This window comes from Spirosoma spitsbergense DSM 19989, from assembly GCF_000374085.1.
In the GTDB taxonomy this organism is placed as follows: domain Bacteria; phylum Bacteroidota; class Bacteroidia; order Cytophagales; family Spirosomataceae; genus Spirosoma; species Spirosoma spitsbergense.
Map to the genome: position 1 here is coordinate 1 of NZ_KB893396.1, position 19,203 is coordinate 19,203.

The following is a 19,203-nucleotide window of genomic DNA, read 5'->3' on the forward strand; positions in this document are numbered from 1 at the left end:
ATCAGCCGTTTATTTAGAGTTCGTCCTCCCTCTTGCTACGAATGTTGGCCACTTTACTATTTTCATTGGATTTGTTCAGGTTAGCTGACAGATTAACCGAATATACTGAACCTTGATTGCTGAACAAGTTCGATTAACTAGTTTGAGGGCTTAAGAACGATTTTATTGATTCCAGTCCTGCTTGGGGACTGGTACATTCATACGTTCGTTTGCTTTACCACCTATCGGCTCGGTAAATGATGAGTTTACAAGCCCCTATTGAAGCAATAAACCCAGTAAAGGAATCAAAGTAAGCTAGCCATTATAGCTATTCGGGTTGTCCTACTCCTCGGAATTGGCCCGATGGAACATTTCGTATGAATGTGGCCCCCCCCCTTCTTTCCATAAAAAACGTAAACAGTACAGGTGGTAACATATGATGTTACACCTGTACTGTTTACGAATGTATCGTATGAATACTATTTTTATCATAACATAAACCCAAAAAGTGGTGTCTGCGACGCTGTGTTAGTGATTGGGGCAGTAAGCCCCAATCACTAACACAGCGTCGCAGACACCTTTAATAAATGTCCTCATTTTGTCGGCCATCCAATCTGAAGTAAGTGAAATGGAGCACTGTATAGTGTATGTTAGCTCATCGATCAGCCTAGTGAAACAGGCTGACTTTGCCTCCCTGCTTGAGCAAAGCCGATCTCATAATGCGTCGGTGGGGATAACGGGTATCCTGTTCATTAATAGAGGCAGCATCCTGCAGGTATTAGAAGGTAAGAAAGAACTTATTGAAGCCTTGTACCAACACATCGAAAAGGATCAACGACACACTAACCTTATTAAANTAGCAGATTGTCCAATCCGGAAGCGTTCTTTTCGTGACTGGAGCATGGAATGTAAAGCCATCACCGCTTACCAGCTAGCACTCTTAAANACGATTGTCGGTTTTGATGCTTCATCCCGGCTAGCGGATATCTCTTCCCAGGATCAAGCAGAAAGGCCATTGCGTCTATCCGAGTTCGAAATGCTTTTAGCTCAATATAAGCGTATGGTCTATGAGAAATTCTGGAGATAGCTGATTATTAGTACCAAAAAGCCTTTAGTCTGATTGATTAGCTCCGCATAACAGGGAAAAAGTACAATGCCTGGCCACTGATCGAGGTAGCCAGGCATTGTACTTTCTAAAGAGCTGTTTTATAACTACCATTATGTAAAGAAATTTATCTATCCTGTTATTTACTAGTCAGTTATGGAGAATATTAATAATAAGCAGTGCGCTAGATGCCAATCTCAATCAATGATGTATCCCGTTGAGATAAGTGAATCACCAATGCCTTTTCAACTCAAGGTGACGCCTGCCAGAGAAGCTGGTACATGGCTTAATCTTACTGCCTCGAAAAAATTTGACGTGCATGCTGCTGTCTGTGGCAATTGCGGTTATACAGAGTGGTTCGCTGATAAGCCTAAAGATATGTGGGAAAAGTGGCAGGCGGAGTCTAGATGATACATCTCAGTGTTGTATAATCTACACTATGTTTACCTAGACGAAAAGTATAACAAAACTGAAGTTCTGTTATACAGCTAAGTTAGGTGCTTTCTACTGAATTTATCTTTTATGAAAGAAGAGTTTTACATCCGAGTAATGGCGGTGGCCGACTGGCAATTTGATGGTCGGGCATCGCTACCACCTTTTTAGGTTTATCCGCTGTTCCCGGATACATGGCCTTACTGTTCAGTTTCTTTTAACGCCCATTTTAAGCGACGGTCGCCATACTTCTAATTGTAGCTTTAATTCTAGCTTCACCAATCTCAAATTGCCGTCTCACGTATCAATGTCTCAAAAATTGGGATGTAGTTGAGTTTATGAACCAATTGGCATTGCTTTAAAACCGCTCCTCTAGCTGATGGGCTTCTTTCAATAAATAGCGCCGAGTTTCCTGATCTTCTTCAATGGCCAATCGTTGCTGAATGGCCATATAGCGGTCTTTACAGGTTTTGAATAAATCCGTTGAAATCAGCTCGACTAACCACTGACTGAAATCCTGTAGTTCGGCTTGCTGCTGCGAATAGGGGAACTGATCGGTAAAGCTTTCCTGAGCCAGATTGGACCACTCGTATTTTGCTATAGGCTGGACTGGATTGCCTAGAAATGTATCCAGGATATACGTATTAGAACAGAAGGTTTGCCAAGCCTTGATCCTGGCTTGGTCGAATTTACCAGCTTTGAAAAGCAGTACTGTCGATTCAAACAGAAAATCGGGAAAGCCAATGTCATCGGGAAATGTTTTGGCGAACCAACGAGTATACGTTACTCCCCCTTTGTAATCGCCCAACTGAAGATAATACCGAGTGGGTAAATAGCGCAATCCTCGGGAGTCATCATAGCCACCAAACTTTCGTTTTTCGGCGGCTAAAGCTCGTTTAATATCAGCAATCTTTTTCTCCAGCCGTTGAATTTGCTTCGGTGTCATTGCTAGAAGATGAAAGAGTAATGGAAATCTAAGCCCAAAGACTAGCTGGCAAGATTAGCAAGGCACTATAGCTAGACACAACTACAACGAACAAGGAACATCCATTGCCTTAAATAGGATGTGTAGCAGAGACTGTGTGACCTGCACTGAAATCCGTCAATCGCGCAATATCTATTAAAATTCACTGGGAATAAACCCCCGAGCCAGTAAATAATTGATCTGTTTGATCCCGTATGTTTCCATCCAAAGGGACATGGTAAGATAATCTATATTGAGTTCATTTGCCCAGTATCGCAGCCAGGGAGTATATCGGCTGGGGTTCAGGGAACCTCCCGTTGGTGTTAGAATAATCGTAGCCAGACCTATGACGATAATGCGTTGTGGAGTGGGCATGAGTCTCAATTGGGCACTCCAAAAATCATTACCTAATTGAGCATACTGAGTAAGTTCAGCCGAATTTACATCTAATTCATCCATCAGATGGGTCATATACTGGGGTGGCCACCCCAGTAGAGATATATCTTCACGAAGGGGTTTTTCAGGTTCGCTCATTAGCAGGCGAGTCTGGAAAGCCATTGCCAATAAACCAATAATGGAAACGTGCTGAAAATGGCTCTGATGTAAGAAACTCCGCATCAAGGACTGATGAGGCAAGGGCAGTAAGTCGTCCACAATGGGTAAGGGGTCTTATAAACAAATAAAGGGGAATAAAATTAGCTTTTAGTGTTGGCCATGATATTTGATACTACTGTTGATAAGGTTCTTTATATCATTCCAGCACGATCGATTCACGCATTAACCGGCGTACCGATTCAGCTTGAAATAACTTTCCTTTTCGCGTCCGAAAACCCGTTTTGTTGAGTCGCTCGGCAATCGCTCGCATCGTTAGTTTATCGCGCTGGTAGAGTCGAATCAATTCGGCGGCTTGCTGGTTAGCCGGGTGAATCCGGGCGGCTTCTTTGCCAACGGCCGTTCCTTTCCGGCGGCCTTCGTCACAAAAGTTTTCGGGTTTGCCCAAGGTAAAACCCCGGGCTTTCTTTTGATGAAGCGCTGCGCGGGTTCGCTCGGAGATCTTGCGTAATTCATCCTCGGCTAAGGCGGCTTTGATGTTAATAATCATGTCGGAATCATTGAGACAATCCAGGGCTGTGAACATGACCTTATTTACCCGCAGGGCAACCAGAATTTCCAGATTCCGCAACACCCGGTCCAGCCGGTAGGCAATCAATTTGGCATTTTCTTTTTGACAGAGTTCAATGGCTTTGGCTAGTTCTTTCCGGCTGGTTTTGCCACCCGATTCAATTTCAATAAAGTCGCCGATGAGTTGCTCGCCACAAAAGGCGTGGATGCCTGCTTTCTGGGCATCAAGTCCTAATCCACTCCGGCCCTGCTTTTGGGTCGATACTCGGTAGTAGGCTACGTATTTCACCATAAAGATACTGTTGGTATACATAAAGGGGTTTTGTCACAAAGCTAGAACGGACGTTCTTGACTCGTGACAACACAAAACTAATGAAAAAGGGAACTGAATTCACTGCCTCAAAGCTGCCAGGTTGGCAGTGAAAGAAAAATTGGGGGAACAACCGAAAATAAGATGGCTCATAAAAGAAAGAGCCGGTGCAAAAAACGGACCCACCGCTCAACAATATCAGGCACAAAAAAGCCCTGGATGAACAGGGCTTAGAACTTTATTCAGTATCGGAGTTTTGCCCGGGCTTTCGGCCTCTTGGCTTACCCGTGTAAGGTACTTTGGCAGCCGCTGCTTCAGGGGCTAGTTGTAGCGAAAAGGCGGTTGTGCCTTGATACTCGAAAAGATGAATGGTAAAGCCGTATTTCGTTTTGGCGAAATCAACGCCACTCTTCTTCAAGATAAAGGGTAGGGCCAATGTATAGCTTTTTGCCGCTTTCTCGAAGGTAAAGGTTTCCGCATCAGGGCTGCTTGGTACCAAGTAGAGCGATTTGGCTTTACGCTTTCCCTCGTCCATCCCTACTTTAAAGCCTGTTTTGCTTAGGTCGACCCCTAAATGAGCCACCGTCTTGGCCGGCAAAACGAGTTTGCCGGCAGAAGAAATGTAACCGGTTAAAATTACCTTAGCTGGTTTAGCGACTTTATCGGCCTTGGCCGTAGGCTGTTGGTTTTCAGTGGGCGAAAAAAAATGAATATTAATGGCTTTCATTCACTTGGTTTTAAGACTTTTACAAGAAAACAAAGGTAGGAAGTTAACTAATGAATGAAGACAAACCACGAATTTAAGGTGAATGACTTAGTGACGCTCATTAACCCGAAGGCTACTCAAGAGTTAGAAGCAGCTAATGGGGCTATTGACTGGCCTGTTCCGGTAATCAGTCAATATGGTCAGCGAGTGCACTGCTGGAACAGCCAACGGCGCGAATTTACGATCACCTTGAGTGCAACTGAGATTAAGAAAGTTGATTGATCAGAAAGGTTCTCAGACAAGTGGATAAGAACGGGACTGGTAGTAAAATGCATTTGCTACTGTTACATCCCCTTTCCAGCTTTCTGGCTTTTAAAATAAAAGTCTTATTGTCTCCCTAAGATGTGACAAGCGTTCATTTGGCCAAGCCTTTTCGTGAACGGAAATGATTGAAACGAAATTTGCACTAAAACAATAAAGAGAGGTTAGTTTTTGGCAAAAAATTTTAATTGTAAAATACAAAATTACTAAGATTAACTTATTGACAATCTAGTAAGAAAGTTAGCCATCAACCAATCATTGTACGCATTAAGTTAGATGCCCTCTAGCCAGGCAAAAACCTCACCCATGCCAGGTTGAGCGGCTCCTTAAACTACAAAAAACGACTATTTGGATGTAAACATTTATCCCAATAGTCCAGGATCGAGCGTAACTGTTCTTGTAAACCCGCAAAGGTGCGCTCTTTTTTAAAGTACCCTTGAATGGTCATCTTATACGCCGTATTGACTAAGCCCTGATCGGCCGCCGTGGTTAAAAAAACGAAGGGGATACATTTCAGTTTCAGAAACTCATTTAAATCAATCAACTGACGAAGCTCAATGCCGTTCATGGCTGGCATGTTGACATCGCATAGAATCACCAAGGGAGCTTCCAGAGCAGCGATCAAATACTCGATGGCCTCGACGCCATTGCTAAAAAAGACAACCGGATTCAAAATGGCCAAACTTTCAATAGCTTTCTGAATAAAGAGTTGATCATCTTCATCATCTTCAATCACCACAATGGGTGCTTTGCTCGTCATAGGATTTAGGGAAAATTTACGTACAGTTTTGGCCCGCTGTTCGCAATTGCGATCAGTCGATTTTGGGTATGTATTGGCCACAAATATATCAAAATAAGAGTGGGAAGAAGAGCCGTCGCCCTATTGCCTTCACAGCCCAGAGCTTGAAGGACGAGTCAGGCCTTTTGTCCAGGAAGCTTATCACGGCTGACCCGCTCCCTTTTACTCGATACGATTTTACTGGATCAGTACGTAAAGGGCACGAATAGGTAGTAAGTCCTCAAGCAGCTGGCTATCGTTCGGGGAACACCATGGTCAGTAAACCGTACGTACTGTTCAGAAAAGGCGATCAAGTCCAGTCAGTGGTTGCCACTGTTTAGTCATCACTTTGTCGTTTGGTCACAACAAAGTTGGCACGACTCTCAACCTTTCTCAATTCCCCAACACGTTCTAAAGGCTGGGATTCCAGGTAAGGTTGGGTGCCCAAAGCCGTTTCCTTCCGACAGGAAAGTGTAGGCTCAACTGGTATTGATCGAATCGTTCACTTATTAACGGAGTTTCTAAGTGGTTTGACTGATAGTTAAACTAGAGACAAACCATTCATGGAAAGCACATTGACAGGGGTTTGTTGCAGGGCCTTCGAAAGAGCCCATTTAAGGTCAAATAGGCCTCAAATGAACTCTACCTAAGCCTTATCTAGTGCACTGTTTCAGTAAAAACGATTCTTTGTATGAGTGCTTCGTAGTCTATCTGCTCAACCTATACTATCGTTTAGGAGCCATGCAACAAAGCCCTATCACCCTGAAAATGTTTCGTGTCAGGTATCGGGTTTCGTGGTTATTTTATAAGTAGTCCTGAAAATGTTGCTGTAAAATTTCCGTAATCAATTCTTGGCTTATTGGTTTTGTTACAAAGCCCGTTACATCTTGTATTTCCTTAGCCTTTTTTATATAGTCAGGGTTCGCGGATGTGGTTAAAATCATAATAAGTACTTTTGCTCTTTTATCTATATCTAAATTTTTATATTCTTCTAAAAATTCCCATCCGTTCATTTTAGGCATGTTAATGTCTAAAAATATTATTTCAGGTGGGGTTTGATTTTCGTTTTTGAGATACGCCATTGCTTCAATTCCGTTTACGGCAATATCAATTTGGTTAACAATGTTCATCTTATTGATAACGATCTGATGGTAGTAGTTATCATCCGGGTCGTCATCAACTAATAAAATACAGTTCAGTTTTTTTCTCATAACAGGCTTGTATTAACTTATTGGAATTGTGAAATAAAATGTGCTTCCTTCACCGAATTCTGATTCAACCCATATTCGTCCACCATGCATTTCGATAATCTTTTTGGTTAACGAAAGTCCAATACCAGTGCCTGCATACTGTGTCCGCAGGTGCAGACGTTGAAAAATTATAAATATCCTATCGTAATAGTCTTTCTCAATGCCAATGCCATTATCTTTAATTATGAAAAGAAAGTCTTTTCCCGTACTAGTTGCTGAAATATTTATTACAGGACTAAGGTCTTTCTTTCTGAATTTAATTGCATTGATTATAAGGTTTTGAAAAACGGATTTTAAATCATAACAATTTATAACTGGTAATTTTTCAATATGAATTTTTGCACCGCTTTCAGCAATAACCACGGCTAGATCGGTTAAAATTTCATGTACTAATTTGTTGCAATCCACTTCTCGCTTATCCATATCTTTCCCTACTCTGGAATAATCAAGCAAAGCAAATATCAGGTTTGACATACGGCTTGCTCCTCCACTTATTAAACGCATATATTCGTTCATTTCTTTATCGGGATACGTTTCCAATTTATCGGCTAATAGCTTTGAAAAATTGGAAATGCTCCTAAGAGGTTCCTGCAAGTCGTGCGAGGCAGCATAGGCGAATTGTTCTATTTCTTTGTTTTTTCGTTCTAATTCAATATTGTATGCATTTAGTTTCTGTTCAGCTTTATATGCTTCATTGATATCCTGTACAGTACCCACTATTTTGGTAATTTGACCGTTAGTATTTAGTATTATTTTCCCTATTCCCTGTACAACTTTTTTACTATCATCAGGCAAAATAATGGTAAAATTAGATGGAGCGATCTCAAATTCAAAAATACTTTTTTCTTTAAATACCTGTAAGGCATCCTCCGTATTTTTCTCCATTCTTGCCTTTGTACGTTCAACATCTTCTGGTACCATACGCTCGAGCGCTTTTTCAAAACTAACTTCAAACCGCTCATTTCCGTATCCATAAACGTTGAACATTTCGTTTGACCAGTGTACTTTGTGAGTGGTCATATCCATCTCCCAACTACCTATTTTCGCTAATCGTTGGGCATCATTCAGTTTTGCTTCACTTTGTTCTACTTGTTGCAAATGAAATTCAAGTTCTTCACTCATTGTATTTAGACCAACGGCAATGGCATCGAGTTCATCCCCTCTCTCACTTACGATAAGCTTTTCAGAAAAATCTAATTGAGTGATTTTTATGAGCGCATCCATTATACTAACAATTCTTTTTTCGTTTTCCTGAATGAAATTTGTTTTGAATTCTAACTCTTGATCAGCTTGTACTCTTTTTTGTATATTATTAAAAAGTTCTACTGTCATATCATTAAATGAAGTTGCCAGTATACCAATCTCATCGGCTGAAAATACTTGTGCTTTTACACTATAATCTTTTTGGGCAATACGTTTCGACGCACTTGTAATTTCATTCAACCCTTTTGTAATTCCTTTAACAACAAAATAAGTGAGTAGCAGCCCGCTGAACTCAACGGTTAGTGCGATGGCCAGTAACAATTTTAAAATGATTTTTTCTAACCATCGCGCACCCTCTCCCAGCGTGTAGGAAAATTCATTTTCGAGTATGGTTAGTTTTTGATTGATGGGGTCTATGTTCTTTACAAGCTCATCTAATTTAGTTTGGGATAGAGCAGGTGGGGCTAGCTGTCCGATAGGGAGGTTTATTTCTGAATGTATTTTTTTGGCAATGGGTATTAACTGGCCAATACCGGAATCGGCTTCTGTCCAGATCTTTATTGACTTATGAATGTAGGATATTTTATTAAATCTTCGGAATAAGTTAATCATACCATCAATATCGTCAGGATGGTTGCCCCCTTCTAGTAAACCCTGTCGGGCAATGGCCAAATCAGGGTTTTGCTTCACTAATTCCAATAATGTTTTGTGGTCGCCCAAGGGCACTTTCATGAAAGTGTAAAATGCGGTTCTATCTTCCTCATTATGGGTCTGGTAATATTTGCGCAAATGATAAATGGCATCTTTTTGAGATTTTGACCATAAGCCTTCAGCTCCGACAAAAGCCCTTACCGACGAAAGCGTACTAACAGCAAAGTATAGTGTCCCGAGTTCAACAGCAATAAGAACGGCCATAATACCTACCACAGAATATAATTTCTTTGCGATAGATTTATTTTTAAACCAGTTGAAAAAAGAAAAATTTACCATTACAAAATTGATTTTACAAATAGTGCTTCAACCAGTCTTTAGCTTCCGTTTCATCCATAAACATTTTTACGGGATACGGTTGTTTTTTTATGCTGAAGAACAAATTTGCAGCCATTTTCCCCACGGCAGACCGGGAAATTATGGCTACTGCTTTCGCAATTTCCGGTATTACTTCGGCAGCATAGTCACGCATTTCTTTATTAGCAGGAGGTGAATCCGTGCTGTCAGAAAGCAGACAAACTTTTTTTTCGCCTGTAATTTTTCTAAATTCCTCCATCGTCTTTTTTGCTTCTTCTACCGTTTGTTGAGGAACTTTTTTAGCAATAGAGCAGAGAATTCCATTTTCATCAAACCAAATAGTTGATGTTGGCAATTCATAAACGTCACTATTTTCGGGTATCACCATACTTTTAAGGAAAAATCAATTTTCGTCGCCTAGGCGTTAAATATCAGCCAGTAGGCTGACTATCAATAGGTTTAACTCAGCTATATACTTGGTCTCAATCACGAATAGCAAAGAATAATCACCTGCCTAAATACTTACTTTTTGTTGTAGAAGTGTGTATATAGAAGTAGCGTTGTCGCGACAAGGTGTAACTAAAGCGTCTAGTAGCAGGGTGACTGGATTTGTACGATCCATCGTTGCCCGGAGTGGCCTGCCCTATGCTGATTCAATAGAAGTAGCCCTACATCACAACGCCTGAATGGTATTCACCACATCGGCCAGGGTGTTGGCACCGGGAACTTCCTTGGTGTCGAAGACCATAAAGTACCGGTAGTCGTTGCCCGCTTTGCTGCGCCACAGGTTTCCCAGCCGTATTTTCTCGGCCGTATCGGTGTTGTCCAAGTGGTCGCTTTTGGTTTCCAGCAGGATAATTTTGCCCCGTTTGGTAACGATCATGAAGTCGGGATAGTGGTTAATGAACCCGTTGATGGAAAAGCCCCGGCCACGCTCCAGATTGCGGGTCCAGAAGGCCACGCTTTCCAGTAAACTTGGCATGGGGCGGGGCACTAAGCGGCTAAAAAGGAAAGCCAAAAATAGCCCAAAATGGGTGATTAATCCCGGTTTAAGGTCGGGCGATTGTTCGTTTTTTCACGTATCTTTAGTTACGTTTGGCTTCCTTATGCTCCCTGGAAACTACCCTTCATCCGGCCCTGCACCTGCAAGCCATCCTGACCCAATCAACCGTCCTGTCGGTCTATTAGGCAATTTAACGAGTTAATTACTACACTGGAAGGCCTTCACCAGCACCTTAGCCAGTAAGGCTGATTTCTCGATTTATAACCAACAGGCCGAACTATAGAAACTTTTGATTGTTATGTATTTACTTGACAAGTGTCATTTATCTTAGTGACAACTTTATATTATTGACTAGTATGGCCGTCAAAAGTGTTGGATTAGCTTCTCGGGTTGGTTTAGGACCTCAAGCTTATAAGTTCGAAAATCAGCCCTCCCTCATCAACCGAATTCGGAAGGGGGAGTCCCGCAGTCGAGTCGATGAGGTGGCCAACCGAATTGGGTTGACTGACAAAGAAATGGCCAAGATTTTGAACCTTTCCGAACGCTCGTTGCATCGGCAGTCAGCGGACAAAACACTCGATCCCAATAAAACGGAACGATTGCTGCTTTTAGAGCAATTGATTGAACACGGCTTAGCAACATTTGATCAACGCCAAGACGTATTGACTCGTTGGCTTCGGGCACCACGGCCCTCCCTGGGCAATGTCTCACCGGTTACCCTACTGGATACAATGGCGGGCTTTGGCTTTGTGGACGATGAACTAAGCCGGATTGAAGAAGGCATGATTAGTTAGTACTCCCGTTGGTTTGATGTCCCGCGTATTCCGATTAATTAAAGAGCGTTTCTTAGAAACACCCTTGGCTGGTGGCTCGGCCAAGCGGGGCGAGCGCTGGAACCCGATTGGGGTCGATGTGCTCTATACGTCCAGTTCACCCGAATTAGCTTTAGTGGAGATACTGGCGAACCTGATGCCGATTCGATTCGACGAGCTTCCCACTTATTATTTAATCACCATAGACCTTCCTGAGCCCGAGTCTCAACGGGTTTTTACGGTTAATCAGCTACCTGTCAATTGGAATACACCCCTACGGACGGCTGAGTTACAGACTTTTTTGGGAGACTGGCTTACGGGTAGGCAGGAACTAGCCGTTGCTATTCCCTCAGCTGTGGTTCCCTTTTCAAACAATGTTATTCTTCACCGGCGTCATCAGGCCTTTGAACAGGTGATTGTCGAATCAATTCAGCCCTTTACAGTGGATGGTCGGTTGGTTCTACCGACTAACTACGGCCCCCTTACGGGTTAAAAAGGGTTACTGACTTTAAATAAGGTTGAGAGTTAAGAGCCATATCCGTTCTAAAGAAGTACTACCTCTGTTAACAAGCATAGGAACGCATATAGGTGACAGAATGAAGTGGTATCCAATTTGATAGTTTAAACTTAACCTTTGGTCGTTCAATAAAACAGCAACAAGGGCATAAACGCTGAACGATTTAATTGAACGGATTTATTGGTCAAAAAAGGGCTGTTTTTGGCCCCTTCCCTCCTACCCTAGTTACCGTTCAGAAAAACCTCCGGTTCACAAAAGAAGCCGCGCTCCCTGGCAGGAACGCGGCTTCTTTTGTGAACCGGTCTGTCGAATATAAGGGCTACTCCATTTTGATCAGCTTGAGCGTCTGGCTTTGGGTGGACGTGCTCACCCGCAGCAGCAGCACCCCCGCCGGAAGCTGGCCCAGGCGCAGCGTCTGCCGCTCCACTTCCCCGGCCTTTCCAACCGACTGTTCACTCACCAGGTGGCCCCGTTCGTCCCTCAGTTGCAGGCGCAGGGATTGGCCCTCGGCGCCCCGTACCTCTACCGATACCAAATCGCCTACCACGGGGTTGCCCAGCACGATCACCCGCAGGGGCACTTCCACAAGGGCCGCCTGACGGGCACCGGGGTTGCAGGCCGCCAGCCAGCCGTAACTAAACGGACTCACCACCCCGCTCTGCACTGCTTCCAGGCTGATGACCGGGTTGTCGGTGTACAGGTTCAGCGTGTAGGGTCCAGGAGCCGTCGTGGCCACCGTCTCGTTGACCACCCGGAAGCTCACCGGCGAGCCGTCCAGGCCCGCGTACCGGGGCGTGAAGCTTACCCTCCGCTGGCCCGCGCTCACCACTTCACAACTCACCGTGCTCACCCCCGTGAGGCTGAAGGTGCCACTGGGCGGAGGAGGCGTACCACCCGCCGGATTCACCGTGAGGGTGAAGCTGGTGCTGGCACTCATACTCCCCGGATCGGTCGCCGTTACCGTCACCGTGCTTACCCCCGACATCGAGGGCGTACCTGAGATGGTGGAAGGCGGACTGAAACTCAGACCCGCTGGCAGACCACTCACCGAGAGCGTCAACTGATTGGGTGTCTCGGCATCGGTGAACACATTCGCTAAAGAGAGCGTATAGCCCACATCCACCGTGGCCGACTGAGGTGGTACGGGGTTCGCCACCGTCGGAGCGGTGTTGGCCGTTGAAGAGCTACACGCACTCAGCCAGTTGTAGGCAAAACTACTCGATATCCCGCTCTGCACCGCCTGAAGCGTCACCACCGAATTGTCGGTGTACAGATTCAGCGTGTAGGGACCCGGTGCCGTGGTGGGGGCCAGTTCGTTGACCACCGAGAAGCTCACCGGGGCTCCGTTCAGGCCCGCATACTGGGGGTTGAACGTTAGTCGACGCTCACCCACTGAGAGCACTTCGCAGCGGATAGTCTGCACGCTGGTGATGCTGAAGGTGCCCGTTGGCGGGGGTGGGGTACCGGCGGCTGGATTCACCGTGAGGGTGAAACTGGTGCTGGCACTCATACTCCCCGGATCGGTCGCCGTTACCGTCACCGTGCTCACTCCACTCATCGAAGGCGTACCCGAGATGGTGGAAGGAGCCACAAAGTTAAGCCCCGCTGGCAGACCACTCACTGACAGCGTCAGGCCGTTGGGTGTTTCGGCATCGGTAAATACATTGGCCAAAGAAAGCGTGTAGCCGATGTTCACTGTGGCTGACTGGGGCGAAACGGGGTTTGCCACCGTGGGCGGGGTGTTACCCGTGGTGGCGCTACAGGCCGAGAGCCAGTTGTAGGCAAAAAGCGTGTTGGCCCCGCTCTGGGTAGCACTCAGGGTGATAACCGAATTGTCGGTGTACAGACTTAGGCTGTAGGGACCCGGACTAGTCGTAGCCGCCAACTCGTTGACTACCGAGAAGCTGATGGGGCTGCTGTCCTGACTGGCGTAGCGGGGGTTGAAGGTTACCCGACGCTGGCCGGCCGAGATGGTTTCACAGCTCAGAGTGGTTACTGCCGTGATGGCGAAAGGACCGCTGGGCTGGATAACACTCACCCGCACACTGGCGGTAGCCGAGCAGCCGTTGGGGCCCGTCACCGACACCGAGTAAGGCCCATCGGTGCTGGCAACAATGCTGTTAGAGGAAGCGCCGGTAGACCATGCGTAGCCAAAGGGCGGGGTGCCGCCAGAGACGTTAGCCGTTAGGGTGGTGGTTTCTCCCTGCGTAATAGTGAGGCTGGGGTTGGCCGAGATGCTGACCGTGGGTACGGTCTGATCACCCATTACGGTGGTGTTGGCCACTGCCGTGCAGCCGCCGGTGCCGGTGACGGTCACTGAGTAGGGCCCCGCCGTGTTGACACTGGCCGTGTTGCCCCCGTTGATCTGGGTAGCCCCCGGGCTGAACTGGTAGGTGCCCCCGCCACTGGCCGTTAGGGTCACGCTGGTCTTCGAACAGCTCAGCGGTCCGTCATTGGTCAGACCCGCCACCGGTAATGCATTGACCGTCACACTCGTCGTAGCCATGACGCTCTGTCCGCTGCTGCTGACCGTCAGGGTGAAACTCTGGTTCCCCGTTCCGCTGCTGGTCAGCGTTTCCCGAAAGGCACTACTGGTCAGGGTACCCGTACGGACACTACTGCCGTTGGTCAGCGTGTAGGCATCGCTGCCAGTCAGGTTGCCCACCGTGGCGGTGAAGGTCAGGGGGCTGCCCACGCATACCGACGCGGGGTCGGCGGCAAAGCCCGCGATGGTCGGGGTGGCCGAGTAGGTGATGGTGTAGGGGCCGGCGGCCGTGTTGAAGTTGGCGGCCGCGTCCTGGGCCACAACGGCGGGCACGTTCACGCTCACCACCCCGTTGGCCGAGGGCGTCACGTTGAAGCTGTAAGTGGTGCCCGATCCCGCAAAGCCTGATACCGTGCCGTTGCTTACCGTCAGATCACCCGTCACAAAGCCCGTCACACTCTCCGAGAAGGTGACCGTGTAGGCGAACGGGGTGCTGCTGCTGGTGCCGCCATTGGGGGCCGTAGCCGAGCTGATGGCCACCGTAGGTCTGACCGAATCGAGCGTGAAGGTTTTCGTGGTCGAGTTGGCGCTCACCGCGTTGCCCGTCACCTGGGCTGTGGCGTAGACGGTGTGGTTACCCTGGGCCAGGGCCGCGGGCTGGGCCAGCGACCAGGTCCCGCCCGGAGCGGTGGTGGTGCCGATGGATGACCCGTCCACGAAGACCGTTACGGTACTGCCCGACGGGGCCGTGCCACTGTAAGTGGGGGCGTCCGTGTTGAGCAGGCTGCCGTTGGCCGGGCTGACCACTACCGGGGCCGCCGTCACGGGCTGGCTGTAGGTGATGGTGTAGGGGCCGGCGGCCGTGTTGAAGTTGGCGGCCGCGTCCTGGGCCACAACGGCGGGCACATTGACAACCACCGCCCCGTTGGCCGAGGGCGTCACGTTGAAACTATAGGTGGTGCCCGATCCGGCGAAGCCTGATACCGTGCCGTTGCTCACGGTCAGATCACCCGCCACAAAGCCGGTTACGCTCTCCGAGAAGGTGACTGTGAATGGGATCGGACTCGTGCCCGTGGTGCCGTTATCGGGGGCCGTGCCCGAGCTGATGGCCACCGTGGGTCTGACCGAATCGAGCGTGAAGGTGTTCGTGTTGGAATTGGCGCTGGCCGCGTTGCCCGTCACCTGAGCCGTGGTGTAGACGGTGTGGCTACCCTGGGCCAGGGCCGCGGGTTGGGCCAGGGACCAGTTTCCGCCCGGAGCGGTGGTGGTGCCGATGGACGAGCCGTCCACATAGACCGTTACGGTGCTGCCCGACGGGGCCGTACCACTGTAAGTGGGGGCGTCCGTGTTGAGCAGGCTGCCGTTGGCCGGGACTACCACCACCGGGGCCGGTGTAACGGCGGCCGGCTGCGTGATGGTGAAGCTCCGGGAGGCCGTGCAGCCATTGGCGTCCGTTACGGTCACCGTGTAGGTGCCCGCGCTCAAGCCGCTCACGCTGGCGGTGGCGTCGCCGGGGGGCGTACCCGGCGCCCAGTCGTAGGTGTAGCCCGGCGTGCCGCCCGTGGGCGTCACCGAAGCGGTGCCGTCGCTGCCGCCCGTCGTGGTTACGTTGGTCTGCGAGCCCGAAGCCAGGCTGATGGCCGTGGTGGGCTGGGTAACAATGGCGCTCACGGTGCTGGTGCAACCCCTGGCGTCGGTGATGATGACGGTGTAGGTGCCCGCCGTTAGGCCCGTGCGGTCTTCAGTGGTAATGCCGCCGCCCCAGTTATAGGTGTAGGGGCCCGTGCCNCCGTTGGGCGTCAGGTTGATGGCCCCGTTGCTGCCCCCNAAGCAGGACACGTTGGTCACCACGGTNNTGCCGCCCACGGCCGTGGNGGGCTGGGTNACANTGGCGCTCACNGNGCNNGTGCANCCCCTGGCGTCGGTGATGATGACGGTGTAGGTGCCCGCCGTTAGGCCCGTGCGGTCTTCAGTGGTAATGCCGCCGCCCCAGTTATAGGTGTAGGGGCCCGTGCCACCGTTGGGCGTCAGGTTGATGGCCCCGTTGCTGCCCCCGAAGCAGGACACGTTGGTCACCACCGTGGTGCCGCCTACCACCGTGGCGGGCTGGGTAACAGTGAAGCTGCGCGTGATGGTCGCGCTGCTGGCATCGGTGATGGTCACCGAGTAGGTGCCCGCGGCCAGGCCGGTGCGGTCCTCGGTGGTGATGCCGCCGCCCCAGTTGAAGCTGTAAGGGGCCGTGCCGCCGCTGGGCGTCAGGTTGATGGCCCCGTTGCTGCCCCCGAAGCAGCTCACGTTCGTTATCACGCCCGAGACATTCAGCGCCGCGGGTGTGGTGAAGCTCACCACACTGCCATAGCTGGTGCCCGCGCTGTTGATGGCGTAGGCCCGCACGTAGTAAGTAGTGGCGGGTGTAAGGCCACTGAGGGTGGCCGAAAAGGCGCCGGTGCCCGATCCGCTGGTTACCTGGGTGACGCCACTGCCGCCAATGTCGGGTGTGGCGTTGCTGGTGCTGTACACCACGCCGCGCTCGGTTACGTTATCGCCGCCGTCGGCCGTTACGTTACCGCCCAGTACAGCGCTGGTCGCCGCTACGCTGCCGGGAGCAGCGGTTGATACGGTTGGTGCCACGGCGGGCGAGTAGCCAACGGTACGGAACGCCGCGTTGCTTTGAGTACCCGAAGGGTCGGTGGTTGAAAACAGAATGGCGCGCTCCTGGCTGCCCGATGGCAGGGCGGTATTCGTCTGGAATGTAACCAGGCGCAGGGCGGCCTGCCACTGGGCCAGCGTCGCCGTCGAGCCAGCCGAAGTCAGCGTCAGCACCCCGGTCGAGGGGCTGTAGGTCCCGGTGATGTTGCCCGTGGCAGCCGTGCCCGTGAAGGCCAGCACGTCGTTGGCGGGATCCCAGCCGGCGGTGATACGAACTGTCGCGCTGGTTTGCGTGGGGCTGTCGGCATCGGCCAGGGTGATGGTGTTGGTGATTTGCACGGCCGCATTAGCCGTCGGATAATTTTTTATAGTCGATTCACTATTGGCCAGCACCGGGGCCGCATTCGCGGTGGGAGTGCCCAGCACCCGAATGTTATCGAAGGAAAACTCTTCGCTGAGCCCCGCCTGGGATGCTACAAATCGGGTTTGCAGCGTCGTGGCCGTGCTGGGCAGCTCAAACGTGAAGTCCTGCATGGTCGCGGTAACCAGCGGGTCTGCGGTCGTGGCCTTGCCATCCAGGTTCACATCCTGCCGCAACTGCCCGGCGTAAACGTCAGGCCCTGTTTGTACCAAAACCGATGCATCGCTGGTAAACTGACCGACTGTAACCCAGGGGCTCGTCCCGTTGAAGCGAACCTGTACTTTGAGCGTATCATTCGTCTCCCAATTCAGGGAAGTGGCTGTGTATCGTCCATCCTGGAGGCCTACCTTCACTTGTAGGTTGCGGTAGCCGGTCGTATTAATCGAGTTCAGGGTAACGGTGCCCGGCTGCCGGTCTGGTGCCGCGGGAGCAATGGGGGTCGCACCTCGTACGCCTTCTCCTGCCCAGTAGTATGTGCCATCCAGCGTGCCGCCCGCCGTGTGGGTGCCGCGGTGGTCCGCCAGGTTGCCGGTGCAGGGCGTAGTGGTACCGTTGCACATATTGGCTTCCGATGCCCGGAAGAAATACTGGTTCCGGCTAGGAGCTCCCGCCGGCACCGTATTGGGCAGGATGGTGTAATTTGATACGTACCGGGTGCCTTCGCCGTCGGTTTCGAATGATTCCTTTTGGAGTTGGACTTGCGCCCGCGCACCCCAGGAAGCCAGGAGCAGCAACAGGAACAATGGCAACCGGCCATACAAAGCCCGCTGGTTTAGGAGGCCCGGCCGGAAGAGAACCCGGGTAGGTCGGGTACTGCAACAGAGCATTCGTACAATTGTATTCATTGAGATGAGCATGAAGTAAAAAAAAGAGAAAATTACTTGACTGAGGCGGGGTTGCCCCCGGCGTATCCACCCCGAACCCCATAAACGGGATTATTCTGCCACTATGGCCTGGTTAATGAGGGATCACGTAGAAACCTGGTAAGGGGCCGTCAAACGAATGGCTACGATCCCGGGCGTAGTGTTGCGCACCCTGGCAACCAGACTACCGTTGTTAGCCACATCGACGGCCAGCGGGCCGGGGGACTCAACGAAGTTGTTACTCAGCGTTGTTTCCCCAGTGGTACCCAAGGGTATACGTCGTGGTTCGTCCAGCGTAGTCGCGAGCGCCCCATCAGTCAACAGGTAGTGCGATTGAGCATTTCCTTTGTGGGGTAACAGGGCCAGTCCTGGCAGCGGGGGCCGGTTGAGTAGTCGTTGGTTCATTTGGTTTGAGGAAAATCAGGGGTGCATAAAGGGCCATTTTTGACACGGTGTTATTGACTGGCTAAAAAGGGGCATACGATGGATCAGCCAGTAGGCTCCCGGCCCTGGAATAAGCGTATCCACTGAGCTGGTACCGTTCAGCAAAGCGGACCCTACCCGGTAGCTAAAGGCAAAGGCATCGGTGTGGGTGCCGGTAGGTACGCTGGACGGGCTCAGAAAGTAGGCGATCATCACCGCCAGCCGTAATCGTCCGTCGAGTTACGATGGCTACCTCTCCCCGGGAGCCACATTCACGGACTTCTTGGGGTGTGCCAGCGACTGAACGTAGCGAAAAAAAACTGCTCCAACCACCATGCGATCCAAGGGCTGACGGTTTAATTAGAGCAGATGGAAAAGAGTCGGAGTAGCCCCTGTGCCCCAGCGTGTGGGCGTACCCCTCGATCAGGTCTGCTCGCGGGCAAGGGCTGCTTCGGGCAGTAGCAGGGGGAACGAATTGATTACAGAGAAGGAGAGGTTGAGGCATTTTTGGAAAGGGAAAGGCGTGTTGTGGACACTGAATAAATTATTGCAGCAATATATGTTATTTTTTCAAGTAGTAACAAATCAATGGTTCGTCAATTTTTAGGGATATGAAAAAGGCGTGTTAGTTTTGGGTATCTGACATCCAAACCAAACAACGCCTTTATGCAAGGACCAGCCCTACTGAGTACAATAGTAGCTAACCTGCCCGATTTGACCAAACCCCGTCGGCAATTTATACACCACATTCTGATGCTGTTTTTGAGTGTTCGTCACCGAATCAACTTTCTGCAATTGGCTCGCCACAGCGACCAGTATGCCGAAAATACCATGCGGTTGCAGTTTGAAACC

18 protein-coding genes are annotated in these 19,203 nt (G+C 49.9%); 6 read left to right on the forward strand and 12 right to left on the reverse strand.

Translation table 11 applies throughout. From position 1 onward, the window contains the following. The first annotated feature begins 607 nt into the window (after positions 1-607). Both B157_RS36640 and B157_RS0102900 read left to right on the forward strand, forming a co-directional pair. Positions 608-1,066: a BLUF domain-containing protein gene (locus B157_RS36640; protein ID WP_020601880.1), complete on the forward strand. Its 459-nt coding sequence runs from the start codon at positions 608-610 to the stop codon at positions 1,064-1,066. Positions 1,067-1,240: 174 nt separating this feature from the next. Next, positions 1,241-1,495, forward strand: a complete 255-nt coding sequence (locus tag B157_RS0102900; protein ID WP_157618282.1) for a hypothetical protein — start codon at positions 1,241-1,243, stop codon at positions 1,493-1,495. Positions 1,496-1,874: 379 nt separating this feature from the next. Here the strand turns inward: B157_RS0102900 and B157_RS0102905 are convergent, their stop codons facing one another. The 4 genes from B157_RS0102905 to B157_RS0102920 all read right to left on the reverse strand — a co-directional run bounded on the left by B157_RS0102905 (position 1,875) and on the right by B157_RS0102920 (position 4,639). Beyond that, positions 1,875-2,462, reverse strand: a complete 588-nt coding sequence (locus B157_RS0102905) for a hypothetical protein (RefSeq protein WP_020601882.1) — start codon at positions 2,460-2,462, stop codon at positions 1,875-1,877. Between the two features lie 174 nt (positions 2,463-2,636). Beyond that, positions 2,637-3,134 (reverse strand): hypothetical protein, encoded by a 498-nt coding sequence (locus tag B157_RS0102910; RefSeq protein ID WP_020601883.1) that lies wholly within the window; start codon positions 3,132-3,134, stop codon positions 2,637-2,639. 97 nt (positions 3,135-3,231) lie between these two features. Next, positions 3,232-3,894: a recombinase family protein gene (locus B157_RS0102915; protein ID WP_041951866.1), complete on the reverse strand. Its 663-nt coding sequence runs from the start codon at positions 3,892-3,894 to the stop codon at positions 3,232-3,234. A 256-nt stretch (positions 3,895-4,150) separates the two neighbouring features. Then, positions 4,151-4,639, reverse strand: a complete 489-nt coding sequence (locus B157_RS0102920; RefSeq protein WP_020601885.1) for a hypothetical protein — start codon at positions 4,637-4,639, stop codon at positions 4,151-4,153. 54 nt (positions 4,640-4,693) lie between these two features. Here B157_RS0102920 and B157_RS0102925 point away from each other — a divergent pair, with 54 nt between their 5' ends. Further along, positions 4,694-4,900: a hypothetical protein gene (locus B157_RS0102925; RefSeq protein ID WP_020601886.1), complete on the forward strand. Its 207-nt coding sequence runs from the start codon at positions 4,694-4,696 to the stop codon at positions 4,898-4,900. Positions 4,901-5,270: 370 nt separating this feature from the next. Here B157_RS0102925 and B157_RS0102930 read toward each other — a convergent pair whose 3' ends face one another. The 5 genes from B157_RS0102930 to B157_RS0102950 form a co-directional block, all read right to left on the reverse strand. Then, positions 5,271-5,699 carry a response regulator gene (locus B157_RS0102930; protein ID WP_020601887.1) on the reverse strand — a complete coding sequence of 143 codons (429 nt, stop codon included), beginning with the start codon at positions 5,697-5,699 and terminating at the stop codon, positions 5,271-5,273. Between the two features lie 821 nt (positions 5,700-6,520). Further along, a complete protein-coding gene (locus B157_RS0102935; RefSeq protein ID WP_020601888.1) occupies positions 6,521-6,928 on the reverse strand; it encodes a response regulator in 408 nt (135 codons plus the stop codon). 12 nt (positions 6,929-6,940) lie between these two features. Then, positions 6,941-9,160, reverse strand: a complete 2,220-nt coding sequence (locus B157_RS36645) for an ATP-binding protein (protein ID WP_020601889.1) — start codon at positions 9,158-9,160, stop codon at positions 6,941-6,943. A 13-nt stretch (positions 9,161-9,173) separates the two neighbouring features. Further along, the gene (locus tag B157_RS34255; RefSeq protein ID WP_020601890.1) at positions 9,174-9,566 is read right to left on the reverse strand and encodes a DUF7793 family protein; all 393 of its coding nucleotides are present in this window, start codon (positions 9,564-9,566) and stop codon (positions 9,174-9,176) included. Between the two features lie 285 nt (positions 9,567-9,851). After that, positions 9,852-10,160, reverse strand: coding sequence for a hypothetical protein (locus B157_RS0102950; RefSeq protein ID WP_020601891.1), 309 nt, complete (start codon positions 10,158-10,160; stop codon positions 9,852-9,854). A gap of 377 nt (positions 10,161-10,537) precedes the next feature. Here B157_RS0102950 and parS point away from each other — a divergent pair, with 377 nt between their 5' ends. Next, a complete protein-coding gene (gene parS / locus B157_RS0102955; protein ID WP_020601892.1) occupies positions 10,538-10,975 on the forward strand; it encodes a type II RES/Xre toxin-antitoxin system antitoxin in 438 nt (145 codons plus the stop codon). 16 nt (positions 10,976-10,991) lie between these two features. Then, complete coding sequence (locus B157_RS34260; protein WP_020601893.1) at positions 10,992-11,486, forward strand: RES family NAD+ phosphorylase; 495 nt, start codon at positions 10,992-10,994, stop codon at positions 11,484-11,486. A 343-nt stretch (positions 11,487-11,829) separates the two neighbouring features. Here B157_RS34260 and B157_RS34265 read toward each other — a convergent pair whose 3' ends face one another. From B157_RS34265 to B157_RS0102975, 3 genes are all read right to left on the reverse strand, one after another. Further along, positions 11,830-17,922, reverse strand: a complete 6,093-nt coding sequence (locus B157_RS34265) for an Ig-like domain-containing protein (protein ID WP_084761747.1) — start codon at positions 17,920-17,922, stop codon at positions 11,830-11,832. A gap of 111 nt (positions 17,923-18,033) precedes the next feature. After that, positions 18,034-18,333 carry a hypothetical protein gene (locus B157_RS0102970; RefSeq protein WP_020601894.1) on the reverse strand — a complete coding sequence of 100 codons (300 nt, stop codon included), beginning with the start codon at positions 18,331-18,333 and terminating at the stop codon, positions 18,034-18,036. 15 nt (positions 18,334-18,348) lie between these two features. Continuing rightward, a complete protein-coding gene (locus tag B157_RS0102975; RefSeq protein WP_020601895.1) occupies positions 18,349-18,564 on the reverse strand; it encodes a hypothetical protein in 216 nt (71 codons plus the stop codon). A gap of 453 nt (positions 18,565-19,017) precedes the next feature. Here B157_RS0102975 and B157_RS0102980 point away from each other — a divergent pair. Further along, positions 19,018-19,203: hypothetical protein (locus B157_RS0102980; protein ID WP_026308444.1), on the forward strand; the 186-nt coding region annotated here is incomplete at its 3' end.

Coding starts and splice junctions, on each gene's coding strand:
- B157_RS0102900 (WP_157618282.1), top strand. CDS start 1,241: ATGGAGAATATTAATAATAAGCAGTGCGCTAGATGCCAATCTCAATCA.
- B157_RS0102905 (WP_020601882.1), bottom strand. CDS start 2,462: ATGACACCGAAGCAAATTCAACGGCTGGAGAAAAAGATTGCTGATATT.
- B157_RS0102915 (WP_041951866.1), bottom strand. CDS start 3,894: ATGGTGAAATACGTAGCCTACTACCGAGTATCGACCCAAAAGCAGGGC.
- B157_RS0102920 (WP_020601885.1), bottom strand. CDS start 4,639: ATGAAAGCCATTAATATTCATTTTTTTTCGCCCACTGAAAACCAACAG.
- B157_RS0102925 (WP_020601886.1), top strand. CDS start 4,694: ATGAAGACAAACCACGAATTTAAGGTGAATGACTTAGTGACGCTCATT.
- B157_RS0102930 (WP_020601887.1), bottom strand. CDS start 5,699: ATGACGAGCAAAGCACCCATTGTGGTGATTGAAGATGATGAAGATGAT.
- B157_RS0102935 (WP_020601888.1), bottom strand. CDS start 6,928: ATGAGAAAAAAACTGAACTGTATTTTATTAGTTGATGACGACCCGGAT.
- B157_RS36645 (WP_020601889.1), bottom strand. CDS start 9,160: ATGGTAAATTTTTCTTTTTTCAACTGGTTTAAAAATAAATCTATCGCA.
- B157_RS34255 (WP_020601890.1), bottom strand. CDS start 9,566: ATGGTGATACCCGAAAATAGTGACGTTTATGAATTGCCAACATCAACT.
- B157_RS0102950 (WP_020601891.1), bottom strand. CDS start 10,160: ATGCCAAGTTTACTGGAAAGCGTGGCCTTCTGGACCCGCAATCTGGAG.
- parS (WP_020601892.1), top strand. CDS start 10,538: ATGGCCGTCAAAAGTGTTGGATTAGCTTCTCGGGTTGGTTTAGGACCT.
- B157_RS34260 (WP_020601893.1), top strand. CDS start 10,992: ATGTCCCGCGTATTCCGATTAATTAAAGAGCGTTTCTTAGAAACACCC.
- B157_RS0102970 (WP_020601894.1), bottom strand. CDS start 18,333: ATGAACCAACGACTACTCAACCGGCCCCCGCTGCCAGGACTGGCCCTG.
- B157_RS0102975 (WP_020601895.1), bottom strand. CDS start 18,564: ATGATCGCCTACTTTCTGAGCCCGTCCAGCGTACCTACCGGCACCCAC.